The 12,038-nt window shown below is 64.6% G+C and carries 15 protein-coding genes and 1 pseudogene; 2 read left to right on the top strand and 14 right to left on the bottom strand.

Annotated elements, in window-relative coordinates:
- Positions 1–85: 85 nt before the first annotated feature.
- From EAW56_RS02680 to EAW56_RS13110, 11 genes are all read right to left on the bottom strand, one after another.
- Positions 86–991 carry an acyl-CoA thioesterase gene (locus EAW56_RS02680; protein ID WP_095536667.1) on the bottom strand — a complete coding sequence of 302 codons (906 nt, stop codon included), beginning with the start codon at positions 989–991 and terminating at the stop codon, positions 86–88.
- Positions 992–1,002: 11 nt separating this feature from the next.
- Positions 1,003–1,503: a hypothetical protein gene (locus EAW56_RS02675; protein ID WP_095276279.1), complete on the bottom strand. Its 501-nt coding sequence runs from the start codon at positions 1,501–1,503 to the stop codon at positions 1,003–1,005.
- A complete protein-coding gene (locus EAW56_RS02670) occupies positions 1,500–2,612 on the bottom strand; it encodes a glycosyltransferase family 4 protein (protein WP_279629691.1) in 1,113 nt (370 codons plus the stop codon). The genes EAW56_RS02675 and EAW56_RS02670 overlap by 4 nt, the downstream gene beginning before the upstream one ends.
- Positions 2,613–2,624: 12 nt before the next feature.
- Positions 2,625–3,581, bottom strand: coding sequence for a phosphatidylinositol mannoside acyltransferase (locus EAW56_RS02665; RefSeq protein ID WP_095276274.1), 957 nt, complete (start codon positions 3,579–3,581; stop codon positions 2,625–2,627).
- On the bottom strand, positions 3,582–4,217 hold the full coding sequence (gene pgsA / locus EAW56_RS02660) for a phosphatidylinositol phosphate synthase (protein ID WP_095276271.1): 636 nt from the start codon (positions 4,215–4,217) through the stop codon (positions 3,582–3,584).
- A complete protein-coding gene (locus tag EAW56_RS02655; RefSeq protein WP_240510632.1) occupies positions 4,195–4,830 on the bottom strand; it encodes an ATP adenylyltransferase in 636 nt (211 codons plus the stop codon). The genes pgsA and EAW56_RS02655 overlap by 23 nt, the downstream gene beginning before the upstream one ends.
- Positions 4,811–6,901: a threonine--tRNA ligase gene (gene thrS, locus EAW56_RS02650; RefSeq protein WP_122084935.1), complete on the bottom strand. Its 2,091-nt coding sequence runs from the start codon at positions 6,899–6,901 to the stop codon at positions 4,811–4,813. Before thrS ends, EAW56_RS02655 begins: the two co-directional genes overlap by 20 nt.
- Positions 6,902–7,067: 166 nt before the next feature.
- Entirely contained in the window at positions 7,068–8,252 is a 1,185-nt protein-coding gene (locus EAW56_RS02645; protein ID WP_095276266.1) for a Dyp-type peroxidase, read from the bottom strand.
- Between the two features lie 22 nt (positions 8,253–8,274).
- Positions 8,275–8,901 carry a copper chaperone PCu(A)C gene (locus EAW56_RS02640; RefSeq protein WP_095276264.1) on the bottom strand — a complete coding sequence of 209 codons (627 nt, stop codon included), beginning with the start codon at positions 8,899–8,901 and terminating at the stop codon, positions 8,275–8,277.
- 10 nt (positions 8,902–8,911) lie between these two features.
- Positions 8,912–9,487 (bottom strand): copper resistance CopC family protein, encoded by a 576-nt coding sequence (locus EAW56_RS02635; RefSeq protein ID WP_095276262.1) that lies wholly within the window; start codon positions 9,485–9,487, stop codon positions 8,912–8,914.
- Positions 9,488–9,759: 272 nt separating this feature from the next.
- Positions 9,760–9,882 (bottom strand): hypothetical protein, encoded by a 123-nt coding sequence (locus EAW56_RS13110; RefSeq protein WP_255396001.1) that lies wholly within the window; start codon positions 9,880–9,882, stop codon positions 9,760–9,762.
- Between the two features lie 131 nt (positions 9,883–10,013).
- Between EAW56_RS13110 and EAW56_RS02630 the strand changes: the two genes are divergently transcribed.
- The gene (locus EAW56_RS02630) at positions 10,014–10,532 is read left to right on the top strand and encodes an antirestriction protein ArdA (RefSeq protein ID WP_095276260.1); all 519 of its coding nucleotides are present in this window, start codon (positions 10,014–10,016) and stop codon (positions 10,530–10,532) included.
- Between the two features lie 103 nt (positions 10,533–10,635).
- On the opposite strand, the gene EAW56_RS12515 is transcribed toward EAW56_RS02630, so the two are convergent.
- A complete protein-coding gene (locus tag EAW56_RS12515) occupies positions 10,636–11,073 on the bottom strand; it encodes a hypothetical protein (RefSeq protein ID WP_133064687.1) in 438 nt (145 codons plus the stop codon).
- A gap of 40 nt (positions 11,074–11,113) precedes the next feature.
- A complete protein-coding gene (locus EAW56_RS02625) occupies positions 11,114–11,527 on the bottom strand; it encodes a hypothetical protein (RefSeq protein ID WP_144716882.1) in 414 nt (137 codons plus the stop codon).
- Between EAW56_RS02625 and EAW56_RS02620 the strand changes: the two are divergent.
- Positions 11,436–11,783, top strand: a pseudogene (locus tag EAW56_RS02620) (DDE-type integrase/transposase/recombinase); the annotation flags it as partial. The gene EAW56_RS02625 and the pseudogene EAW56_RS02620 overlap by 92 nt on opposite strands.
- 79 nt (positions 11,784–11,862) lie before the next feature.
- Here the strand turns inward: EAW56_RS02620 and EAW56_RS02615 are convergent.
- The gene (locus tag EAW56_RS02615; RefSeq protein WP_279629688.1) at positions 11,863–12,033 is read right to left on the bottom strand and encodes an ATP-binding protein; all 171 of its coding nucleotides are present in this window, start codon (positions 12,031–12,033) and stop codon (positions 11,863–11,865) included.
- Positions 12,034–12,038 lie beyond the last annotated feature (5 nt).

Below are 12,038 nucleotides of genomic sequence, written 5' to 3'. Positions count from 1 at the left end.
GCACCCCTTTTTCGTCGCGAGTAGATGAACTTGGCTAAGTATACGTGTCCCCCGCTCACCCCGTTCCGGGGGCCTGCTTGGGGCGCTACATTGGTTCCGGGCGAGGATCCCGCTCGGGCACGGCGTGGGCGCCCTCGCGAAGGTTGCGCGTCAGCCCCTCCTGCACCACCACGGCGACCAGGCGCCCCTGCTGGTCGAAGATGCGGCCGTGGGTCAAAGCCCGGCCGGCGTGCGCAGACGGCGAGATTTGGTCGTAGAGCAGCCACTCGTCGGCCCGGAACGGACGCAGGAACCACACCGCGTGGTCCAGCGAGGCCAGCTGGACTTGGTGGCCGGGGTGCGCGGCGAGTGCCGAGTGCAGCAGCGTCATGTCTGACATATAGGTCAGCGTGCACGCGTGGAACGTGTCCTCGTCCGGCAACCTCCTCGTCGATCGGAACCACACCACCTGTTGGCTCGTGGTGTATTGGTTCGGCGAGTACATCTCCGGCGGCACCACGCGGATGTCCCACTCGTTGAGGTCGTGGCGCGACCCTGGCCCAAGGTTGGGCGCTTTCGTCTCGGCGGGCAGCTCGTCCGGCGCGGGAACCGCGCGCATCTCGTCGGAGTGCTCCGGGCCTTCATCGCCGGCGCGGTGGAAGCTGGCTTGCATGGAGAAGAGCACTTCCCCGCCCTGGAGTGCCTCGACGGTGCGGGTGGCAAAACTGCGGCCGTCGCGCGGGCGGCCGACGCGATACTCGGTTTCCGCGTTCGCGTCCCCGGGGCGCAGGAAGTATCCGTGCAGCGAGTGGACCTTTTTACCCTCCACTGTGCGCGTGGCGGCCACGAGCGCTTGACCAGCGACGTGTCCTCCAAACGTGCGGACGAAATGGTCCGAGTGCATTGCCGCACCGCGGAAGGTGTCTGGCTCGTTTCCGTCACATCGCTCAAGATCCAGGATGCGCTGGATGTAGGTCGGGGACTCCGAAAGGTTCGAAAGTGTAGCGCTCATGTGACACGACCTTACGCATTTCGCGCGGGGGCGGGGCCCTCCAGCTCGGTCATCGTTGCGTATTCCGGCAGTGCCGCGGTACCGCCGAGGTGCAGCGCGCGCACAAGTGGACGCAGCCGCAACGCCCGCGTGTCTGACACCGCCTCGTTGTAAAAACGCAGCGCGAGGAAGACGCGGGTCTCCGCGTCACGGAGGGAGTGCGCAACCTCCGGTGCGCTCCCCGCGCACTCTTTCTGCACGCGCGTGAGCGCCACGGACAGCGCGTCCTCCCGCCGGAGACGGTGTGCAATGTCTCGCGGGTCCAGCCGCACTTCCTCCGTTGCCCGCGCCTGATCGCGCAGCGCGGGCAGTGTCGCCGCGACGACAGCGCACCGCCGGTCGAGCGCCGCCTGCAGCGCGTCACGGGTGCGGTCCACCCTCATGTGCAACCGGTCAAGCCGCTGCGCCGTGAAGTACGCCCAGGCAAGGAACGCGGTGACCGCCACCGCAGCGCACACTGCTAGCCAGGTCATCGCACCGACACCTTCTCTGCCGCCCCGGGCCCGACCGGCGCCACCGTCTCGTAGACCGCCATGATCCGATCGGCCACGGTAGCCCAGTCGTACTCGCGGGCTCGCTGCGTGCCGCGCGCAACCAACTGCCTGCGCAGCTGCGGGTTTGCAACGAGCGCGCGAAGGCAGTCTGCGAGCGCGTCCTCGTCGCCGACGGGAAACAGCACCCCTGCGGGGTGCGCAGTATCAGCGCCGCACACGCGCGCGAATGCCTCCAAGTCACTCGCCACCACGGCGCAGCCGGCGGCCATCGCCTCTACCAGCACGATGCCGAAGGACTCCCCGCCCGTGTTTGGCGCGACGAAAATGTCCGCGCGCCCGAGGATCGCCGCCTTTTCCGCGTCGCTCACCGCGCCGACGAACCGCACCCCGGGCACCGGCCGGTGGTGCCCCGCACCCATCACCGTCACCCGTACCGGAAGACCAAGTTTTTCCACACCACCCAAAAAGGTCCCCAACCCCTTCCTCGGTTCATCCAGCCTGCCCAGAAACACGATTTCCACCGCGTCCGTGTCGGCGCTGGCCTTCCACCCGTCCGCCGATTCTCGAGCTCGACGGAACAGCGCCGTATCCACCCCGTTCGGGATGACAATCGGGTCCGTCCCCACCTGCTCCACCTGCCAGCGCCTCGCAAGCTCGCTCACCGCGATCCCGCCGCGGATCTTCTCCAAATTTCCGCGCAGCATGGGCAGCGCGAACCGGAGCGCGTAGGAGCTCCGGGCGGACGCGTGGTAGGTCGCAACAATTGGCCCCCGCGCCAGGCGGGTCGCCACCATGGAGTAGCTGGGAGAGTTCGGTTCGTGCACGTGCAGGACGTCGAAGTTGCCGTTCCGCAGGAATTCTCGGGTCACTCGGCTCACCTGCGGCCCGAAGGCGATGCGCGCCACCGAACCGTTGTAGCGCAGGGGTACCGCAAGCCCGCCGCGCCTCACCCATGTTGGCAGTGGAGTGCTCGCCGACGCCGGCCCCAGCACCCGCACGTCGTGCCCGCGGGCGCGGAAGACGCGCGCGAGATCGAGCACGTGCGACTGCACCCCGCCGGGCTTGTCAAAGGAATACGGGCAAACCATGCCAATGCGCACTTACGCCTCCCCGCCCTGTGCAATAGGCTCCCGCCGCGGGTGTGCCTGCTTGCGCCACGCCGCATCCGCGGGCCAAATGGGCTGCAGCGCATGCCAATCCCGTGGGTGCTGAGCGATGTTCGCGGCGAACACGTCCGCGACCCGCTGCGCGGTGACCGCGAGCCCCTCCTGGCCGGCGCCCGGCGTCGCCTCCGGCACCTCAATACCGGTGACGCTGAACCCCCATCGCGGCAGCGTCAGGTCTCGCTCGAACCACGAGTGGGCGACACACAGCGCTGCCCCCGTCTCCTGAGCGAGCTTCGCCGGCCCCGCAGGGATGGTGGTTTCCTCGCCGAAAAAGTCAACTGCGATCCCCTTCCCGGTAAGGTCGCGCTCGCCCATGAGGCAGACGATCCCGTTCCCGCGGAGGACCTCTTTCAGCCGTGCAAACGGAGGGCGCTGCCCGCCGGTGAGCGGGAGGACCTCAAAGCCGAGCTGCTCCCGAAAGTCCACGAACGCATCAAACAAGGCCTCCGGCTTGACCCGTTCAGCGACAGTCGTGAATCCCCCGTAGCGCTGCGCTAACCACATGCCGGCCATGTCCCAGTTCCCGGCGTGGGGCAGGGTGAGGATCAAGCCGTGCCCCTTGTCCAGAGAAGCGTCGATAAGCGCCCGCCCCTGCACGCCTGCATCGAGCTCGGCGAGCAGCCCGGGCTGTCCGGCGAGCTGCGGCAAGCGGAACGCCCCGTGCCAATAGCGCGCGTAGGAACGCATCGCATCGCGTACGAGCTCGCGTGTCACGCGCTCGGGGCCGACGACGCGGGTGAGGTTGCGGCGGAGCATCTCCGGCCCCGCCCCGTTGCCGGACGCCCAATCGGCGCCCCGCGCGAACACCCGGCCAGTGACGGATTCGGGCAGCCGTCCCACGAGCTTCCAACCGGCGAGGTACCCCGCCGTCACCGGGTCGAGTACTGCCATCTACGCCCCCGCGGGTGGTGCCAGCTTGCCGTCGGACTTGGGGTCGCGCGCCGCGTACAGCAGGCGCTGGCCCACCGTGAATACGGAGCCGACGAGGAGGACCCACAGCGACACCTCGATGGCGTGGTGCACGCCGAAGCCCTCGAGGAAAAGCCCCGCCAGGGCGATGATGAGCCGTTCGGGGCGCTCGATGAGCCCACCGACGATGCGCAGCCCGCCGGCCTCTCCGCGCGCCTTGACGTAACTAATCACCTGCGAGAGCACCAGCACGGCAAGGCAGACGGCCACATTGTACGGCTGCGCGTTGTCCACGTAGATGAGCCACATGGCGATGGCGGCGAAGAGCGCACCGTCCGTGATGCGGTCGCAGCTGGCGTCCAGCGTCGCCCCGAACGCGGTGCCCCCGCCGCGCAGTCGCGCCATCGTGCCGTCGACCATGTCGAACGCGGCGAAGAAGATAGACAGCAACGCAGCCCAAACGAGGTGGCCGGTGGGGATGAGCACAACGGAGGCGAGCACGGTCGCCGCGGTGCCCACAAGCGTGGTGACGTTTGGGGTCATCCCGACCTTGAGCAGCGCCTTGGCAACCGGTTTGACCACCACGGCAGCGGGTTTACGCCCGTGGACGCTCAGCATCGTCGCCTCCTTCCGGCGCCTCGGCGGAGTCGGTGTCGCGCTCGAGCGCCACCCAGGCGTCCGCGAGGACTGCGCGCGTCTCGCGCAGCAGCTGCGGCAGCACCTTCGTCCCGCCGATCACAGTCATAAAGTTCGAGTCTCCCGCCCACCGCGGAACCACGTGCAGGTGCAGGTGATCGCTCACCGATCCGCCCGCCGCCTTGCCCAAGTTCAGGCCCACGTTGATGGACTCCGGGTTGGACACGGACTTGAGCGTGCGGATGGCGCGCTTGGCAAACACCATCAGCTCCGCAGTTTCCGCGTCGGTCAGCGCCTCAAGCGCCGCAACCTTGCGGTACGGCACCACCATCAGGTGGCCCGCGTTATAGGGGTAGAGGTTGAGCAGCGCGTAGACGGTTTCACCACGTGCGATGATCAGCCCGTCCTCGTCGCTCCCCTTCGGGATCTCCACGAAGGGGTCCGCGCTGCGCTCCGGCATCGCTGCAATGTAGTTGGACCGGTACGGGGCCCAAAGTCGCTGCAGCCGGTCCGCGTCGCCGGCTCCCGAGTCCACGTAGTCGCGCGGGCTCGAGCTTGCCGACGCCACGTCGTCCCTACCCTCGGCGCGCTGCAATGGCTTCCTCGCTCGGCTGCGCATTGAGCTTCTCAGCAACCCAGTTGGTAATCAGCTCGACGGCCTCGTCCACCGGCACACCGTTGACCTGGGTGCCGTCCAGGAAGCGGAAGCTGACCGCGCCGGCCTCCACGTCCCGTGCGCCAGCGAGCAGCATGAAGGGCACCTTTCCGGTGGTGTGGGTGCGGATCTTCTTCTGCATGCGGTCGTCGGAGTGGTCGACCTCAGCCCGGATCCCGGACTCGCGCAGCTTGCTCACGATGCCTTCGAGGTGGTCCGCAAACTCGTCGGCCACGGGAATGCCCACCACCTGGTGCGGTGCGAGCCAGGCGGGGAACGCACCGGCGTAGTGCTCGAGCAGCACGCCGAAGAAGCGCTCGATGGAGCCGAAGAGCGCGCGGTGGATCATCACCGGGCGGGTCTTAGCGCCGTCCGGGCCCGTGTACTCCAGGTTGAAGCGCTCCGGCAGGTTGAAGTCCAGCTGCACGGTGGACATCTGCCAGGTGCGGCCGATGGCGTCGCGCGCCTGCACGGAGATCTTCGGGCCGTAGAAGGCCGCGCCCGCCGGGTCCGGAACGAGCTCCAGGCCAGACTTCTCCGCCACGGAGCGCAGGATGTTGGTGGAGCGATCCCAGATGTCGTCGTCGCCGATGTACTTCTCCGGGTCCTTGGTGGACAACTCCAGGTAGAAGTCATCAAGGCCGTAGTCCTTGAGCAGCGAGATAATGAACTCCAGGACGCTGGTCAGCTCCTCTTCCAGCTGGTCCTCGGTGCAGTAGATGTGGGCGTCATCCTGCGTGAAGCCGCGCGCACGGGTCAGGCCGTGGACCACGCCGGACTTCTCGTAGCGGTAGACGGTGCCGAACTCGAACAGGCGCAGCGGCAGCTCGCGGTAGGAACGGCCGCGGGAGTCGAAGATGAGGTTGTGCATCGGGCAGTTCATCGGCTTGACGTAGTAGTCAACGGCCTGCTTGGTCACATTGCCATCCTCGTCGACTTCGCCGTCGAGCTGCATCGGCGGGAACATGCCGTCCGCGTACCAGTCCAGGTGGCCCGACTTCTTAAACAAGTCGCCCTTGGTCACGTGCGGGGTGTTTACAAAGGAATAACCGGCCTTCAGGTGGCGCTGGCGCGAGTGCTCTTCCATTACCATGCGGACGATGCCGCCGTCCGGGTGGAACACCGGCAGGCCGGAGCCGACCTCGTCGGGGAAGGAGAACAGGTCCATCTCGTTGCCCAGGCGGCGGTGATCACGTTTCTCCGCCTCCTCCAGCATGGTCATGTACTCGGCGAGCTTCTCCTTGGACTCCCAGGCGGTACCGTAGACACGCTGCAGGCCAGCGTTCTTCTGGTCGCCGCGCCAGTACGCCGCAGACGAGCGGGTCAGCGCGAAGGCCGGGATGTACTTGGTGGTGGGCACGTGCGGGCCGCGGCAAAGGTCAAACCACTCGACATCGCCCGTGCGCGGGTTGACGTTGTCGTAGTGCGTCAGCTCGCCCGCCCCGACCTCGGTCGCCTCGTCCGAATCGGGGTCAACGTTGCCCTTGTCCTGGATCAGCTCGAGCTTGTAGGGCTCGTTCGCGAGCTTTTCCGACGCCACGTCAGCGGACTCGTACACCCCGCGGACAAACTTCTGGCCCTGCTTGATGATCTTCTTCATCCGCTTTTCCAGCTTCTTCAGGTCCTCCGGCGTAAAGGGCTCGGCAACGTCGAAGTCGTAGTAGAAGCCGTCATTGATCGCCGGACCGATGCCCAGCTTGGTGCCCGGGAACTCCGCCTGTACGGCCTGCGCGAGTACGTGCGCGCACGAGTGGCGGATGACGGAGCGGCCGAGCTCCGTGTTGGCGGGGACCGGCGTGAAGGTGGCGGTTTCGGACGGAACGTGCGAGAGGTCCTTGAGCTCTCCCGCCTCGTCCTGGACAACAACGATGGCGTTGTCGCCCTTGTTGGGCAGGTCTAGCTCGCGCATTGCGGCACCGACCGGGGTCCCAACGGGGACCTCGAAGGGGGCGAACTCTACCTGTACATTCTCATCGGCCTCATCGGCTACGTCGGTTACATCGGTGGCCATTGGCGCTCCTTTGCGCGTCAAAGGGGTCCGCCATACCTGGACGCACCCCACGTGTTCGTTCCGTCCTGCGCCGGGCACAGCGGGCCCGGCACATCGTTGGTAATACTACCCCGCCGGGGTTGGTTGGACTGGGTGGGTGGGGTGCGAGTGGGCGTCGATAAGCAAACTAGCCCTGGAGCAGGCCCTGGCCCCAGTACTCGCCCGCCGCCGTGCCGCGCGGGATGTAGTAGACGGCAGAGCCGATGTGGGTGATCCACTCGTTGAGGCGGTCCGCCTCATTGAGGTGAGTGAGCAGCGGGGTGAAGCTCGCGTCCGGGTCCTGCTGGTAGGCCATGAAGATGAGGCCGACGTTGGAAAGCTCGGTGGCACCCGGCTCCGGCGGCAGGCTGTAATTGTATGGGCGGCGCAGGATTTTGGCGCCGGTGGCGCGGGCGCGGGCCATGTGCGAGTTCGGGTCGATCACCGGCAGCCCGTAGGCGTCTCGGGCCTGAAGGTCGGGCTCAGTGAACTCGTCGCCGCCGGTCAGCGGAGCACCAGTGGCTAAAGTGCGGCCGACGACCTCTTCGCGAGAGCGGCGGTCCAGCAGCTCCCAGGTGTCAAGGTGCATCGCAATCCTGCGCACCACCAGCGAGGTCCCACCCGCCAGCGGGCCTTCGTTGATCCACACCTGCTGCGCGAAATCCTCGTCGGTGCGCGGGTTCACGGTGCCGTCGACCTGGCCGAAGAGGTTGCGCGGGGTCTCGCCTTCCGGCGTCGCCCCGTGCGCGTTGACAAACCCTTGCTGCACCCAGGCGGTACGCACGTAATCTACGCCGGCGCGCGTCATGTGCCGCATCGCCCACGCGCCCATCACCGGGTCGTCGCAGCAGATCTGGAGCACCAGATCAGTCTGCCCCCACTGTGGGTCGAGCTGATCGCGAGACAGCGCGGGGATGCCGTGAAGCCATGCGGGCGCGACATGCGGCGCCGCGACCTGGAAGATCCGCGGACCAAACCCGCAGGTGATGGTGAGGTTCGCCGGCCACGTGGTGAGCTCCGGCTCGAGGCTTCCCAGCGGGTTTTGCCCCGCGGTCAGCCGCCGCGCGTCCTCCGTCCACAGGCGCATGAGCCGCACGATTGCCTTTGCGTCCACGCCTTGGTTCAAGCGGAAACCGATGAGGTTCAGGCTCGCCTGCGCGGGCTGTTGCACGCCTGCCTGGTGCGCGCCGTCGAAGGCGATGGAGGCGCTGCGCAGCGGGGGCTCCTGCGGCGCGGCGCCCGGTTGTTCGGCGCAGGAGGAGAGCATCCCTATCGACGCCACACCGACCCCTCCCGCACCAGCCACCAACAACCCGCGCCGCGAAACCTCCATCGTCGTGCCTGCCCCTTCTTGCCTAGTGACTGTCCGCGTGCTCGTGGGCGGTCATCTCGCCGCCGTCGCCGTACTCCTCGCCACCGGGCAGCATGGAGCGTACGGCCACGCCTTGGACAACGATGCCCTGCTCGCCGCCCTCCGCGTCGGACGTTTCAAAGAACACGTCCACGGTGTCACCTGCAGCGATCTCGGGCGCATACCCCATGATCATGAGGTGATCGCCGCCGGGCGCGAGCTCGTCGGACCCGCCGGCCGGAATGGTGATGCCGCCCTCCTTCTGCTGCATCGTCCCGTCGACGGTCTCATGGATCTGGTAGTCCGCCTCCCCCAGCGAGGTGGAGAACCCGGTGATGGTGATGTCGTGGTCCGAGGTGTTGTGGATGGTGCCGAAGACCGCGGTCATGTCCGAGCCCTCGGCGCTATCGGCCGCCGCCTTCGCGCGCACCGTGGCGTCCTCGAGCTTGATGTCGCCCGCGCCCTGCAGTTGCGCCTCGGCGTCATCCGCCATGCTCGGCTCCGTCGCCGCGCTCAACGCCGCAGTTGTGCTTGGCCGCGTCGACTCCTCCTGGTTTGAGGGGCTGCAGCCCGCAACTCCGAGGGCGGTCGCCGCGACAAGCGCGACTACAGCTGTACGCGTGAACTTCATGGTCTGCTCCTTATCGCTTTTCGCTTGTCGACGCCGCGCCGTCATCATTCAACGCACGGAACTTCCGGGACTTCGCCAGCGCGGCGACGGCGGCACCAGCGCAGACGAGCACGCCGAGCAGGATGCCCAGAATGGTCAGCAGGCCCGAATTGCCGCCCTCTTCGTCGGCGGCTTCGGTGTTGTCGGCGTTGTCTGCGGCGTCGGACGCGCCCGGCTCGAAAGTGAAGCTGGACATCCCCTTCGTCGAGTGACCATCGGAGGAAATGATCTGATAGCCGACCGTGTACTCCCCCGGCTCGGCGTTGGTTTCAACCTCGTCGGGGACGTCGATGGTGACAACGCGACCGTCGATCTCCGGCTCGCCGGTAAAGAGCACCTCGCCGTCCGACGCACGGGAAAGCGCTACGGTGTTGAAGCCCTCCTGCGGCTGCCCCGAGAACTCCAGCGAGATGGTGTCGGGGAAAGCTTGGACGGTGGACTCGTTGTCGGGAGTGCCGCTGATCACCGAGTCATGGGCGTAGGCGGTTGGTGCTGCCAGCGCCAACGTTCCGATGACAGCGGCGGCGGCTGTGATGGTGCGTTGCATAAGCTCTCCTTTTGACGTCACGCGAACGTAACGGGTTGTTTACGTTCATGGGAGAGTAGTCGCGCAGAGCTGCCATAAGGTTCCCGGCACCCCAACTTTCGGTTGATATACCCCAATGCGGGGCTAAGGATCCACAGCGTTGCATCAGGATCGTACCCGGTCTCCCCGTCTCCCTGTCTCCCCGACACTGAGGAGATGAAAAAGCACCGGCACACCTTCCCCTTCAGCGGGGATGGTGCCCCAGTGCTGCACTTCGCGGTATTACCCGCGGTTTACAAGGTTTCCTGCGGGTTCAGGATGCCCAGGTTGCTCTGGATCTGAGAGTTTGCACGCTCCAGATCTGCAGAGACGTTCTCTACAAAGTCGGAAACGCCCGCGATGGACATCTGGGCCACAGTGTGTCATCTCCAAATGGCGCGTATAACGCGCCCAGGTCGGTGTGTGAACGACTGGAACTCTAGGAGGTACACTCATGTCCATTTCACCCACCCAAAGGCTTACAAGCGCTAATAAACCCTAAGTATGGATTGGATGCCTTGCTTGTTACAACGAAGGTCGCCTGGTCGGCGATTGGGTTGACGCGGTTGATGCCGATGAAGTTGACCAAGCCACGGTGCACAAACACCCGGAGCTGGCAGCGTATCGCAACAATGCCAGTCACGACGAGCTGTGGTGCTTCGATCACGACTGCTTACCCATGAGTGGAGAAATCGCACCGCACGACGCTGTCGCATGGGGCGAGCGTTATGAAGAACTCGAAGACAGCCAGTGGGAACCATACCTGCGCTGGTGTACCGACGTACTCCACGAAACCACCACGCCACCAGATGCCGAGGAATTCCGCATTGCATGGCGGGGAGAATGGGTAGACTTCAGCGACTTCGCCTGGCAGCAATTCCAAGAACTCGGAGTCACCGACGGCATGACAGAAGAACAAGCGCGTTACTTCAATTTTGAGCAGTGGGCCAGCGATTACGAGATGGACTTCCATGTCCACCCTGCAGCCCGCAGCGGGCACGTTTGGATCTACAACGCCTACGCATAGGAAAATTCCCGCACCATAACGGTGCGGGAATTTTCCTATGCAACGCGTTCACAACGTCGTGGGGAAGTACGCGCCCGAACCATCGATGGGCTCGAGACGAATGCTAGTAGAGCACGGCAGTCATCGGGGAGTTGTTAATTATGGCTGTCTTGGCTTCTAACTCAGCATGTGAAGGGGAAACCTCGATAGGGGAGCTCTTACATCTAATTTTCGTATCATGGAAAATACGATAACTAAATCCAACCGTAACCGTCCCACCATCCCTCACTAACGCTTTGTCTCTTCCCCAGTGACAATTGCTTACGATCCCATCGCACTCAACGCGCGGGAACGTAAAAATCTTGTGGAACCACCAGCTCACCCAAGTTGGTTTGAAAACCGTACGGATTTCACGGCAGTCCACAAAGTTCTCTACGTTTTTATCGTCTTCCAACTCTAGGTACCTTTTCTCAACAGGAATGGTCGAAGCCCTTGTCTTCTCGGCTTCATTGTAGACACCCGCTGAATAATTGTGGGGTTGCCGCAGATTTTCGTTAGCCATATTTTCTCCTAATTACTCGATTGTCATTCTACAGATCCGGCTACAGATCCGGCTGAAAGCTAGGCCGGACCTGCTGATGTGGCGAAGACTGCTGGCGTTTGCGAATCTTCATACTCACCGACTGGTAACGCTCCCGGAGGCGATCAGAAACCAAGTCGTTACGGAACTCGTCAACGATCTCGTCGACCGCTTGAGAGGCCTGACCAAATCCCCCCTGCCAGCCCTTTTCCAGAGCAGCATCGCGCGCACGCCTCGTCTCGGCACGAATTTGCTGCGCCTCGGCATCGACCTGATCGCGCATCTCTTGTGCCTCTTGAAGCAGTTGTTCACGCTTCAGCTGCGCCTGACTGAGCAGACGCTTCACTCCGAAGCAGAACGTGGCCGCAGCGAAGCGTTTCCTGGCCAAGGCCGTCAGATCCAATGCGTCAGCCGGGTATCCCAGAGTGATCAACACTGATAAAGCACCCTCCCTAGCCAGGGCAATCGCCGAGTTGAAGTCAGAGGGAATCTGCCCGCCAACAGTGGAACACCGGCAGGTGAAATACCTCAACAACATCCTGGAAGGCGACCATGGTCGACTGAAGCGGATCCTCGGTCCGAAAGGCGCGTTTAAGAACCGGACATCTGCATATCGGACGTTGAAAGGGATGGAGGCGATGCACTCATTGCGGAAAGGGCAAGGCGCGATGTTTGCCTGTTCAGACCACTGATTTAGTAACGCCATGGTGAGGATCGAGTAACGCCCGGGTGAGTATCCAGTAACACCCGGGCGTTTGGGGTTGGGTGGGGTTAGTGGGTTAGGCGCATGTTGTCTCCTTCTAGTGTGATGATCTCGGCGCCGACGGCGAGCCGGTTGAGGATCGACTCAGCGATGACAGCGTCGGGGATGGACTTGCACCATTCGATGGGGGCGAACTGGGATGTCACGATGGTCGCTCCTCGGTTTTCTCGTTCCGCAATGATGG

The sequence above is a fragment of the Corynebacterium gottingense genome, from assembly GCF_003693265.1.
GTDB classification, from domain to species: Bacteria; Actinomycetota; Actinomycetes; order Mycobacteriales; family Mycobacteriaceae; genus Corynebacterium; species Corynebacterium gottingense.
The sequence above is the reverse complement of the archived record's forward strand: the minus strand, read 5'-3'. Positions and strand labels throughout refer to the sequence as shown.

What these genes read in the sequence shown, in the direction of transcription:
- EAW56_RS02680 (WP_095536667.1), bottom strand. Translation starts at nt 991, where the DNA reads ATGAGCGCTACACTTTCGAACCTTTCGGAGTCCCCGACCTACATCCAG.
- EAW56_RS02675 (WP_095276279.1), bottom strand. Translation starts at nt 1,503, where the DNA reads ATGACCTGGCTAGCAGTGTGCGCTGCGGTGGCGGTCACCGCGTTCCTT.
- EAW56_RS02670 (WP_279629691.1), bottom strand. Translation starts at nt 2,612, where the DNA reads ATGGTTTGCCCGTATTCCTTTGACAAGCCCGGCGGGGTGCAGTCGCAC.
- EAW56_RS02665 (WP_095276274.1), bottom strand. Translation starts at nt 3,581, where the DNA reads ATGGCAGTACTCGACCCGGTGACGGCGGGGTACCTCGCCGGTTGGAAG.
- pgsA (WP_095276271.1), bottom strand. Translation starts at nt 4,217, where the DNA reads ATGCTGAGCGTCCACGGGCGTAAACCCGCTGCCGTGGTGGTCAAACCG.
- thrS (WP_122084935.1), bottom strand. Translation starts at nt 6,901, where the DNA reads ATGGCCACCGATGTAACCGACGTAGCCGATGAGGCCGATGAGAATGTA.
- EAW56_RS02645 (WP_095276266.1), bottom strand. Translation starts at nt 8,252, where the DNA reads ATGGAGGTTTCGCGGCGCGGGTTGTTGGTGGCTGGTGCGGGAGGGGTC.
- EAW56_RS02640 (WP_095276264.1), bottom strand. Translation starts at nt 8,901, where the DNA reads ATGAAGTTCACGCGTACAGCTGTAGTCGCGCTTGTCGCGGCGACCGCC.
- EAW56_RS02635 (WP_095276262.1), bottom strand. Translation starts at nt 9,487, where the DNA reads ATGCAACGCACCATCACAGCCGCCGCCGCTGTCATCGGAACGTTGGCG.
- EAW56_RS12515 (WP_133064687.1), bottom strand. Translation starts at nt 11,073, where the DNA reads ATGGCTAACGAAAATCTGCGGCAACCCCACAATTATTCAGCGGGTGTC.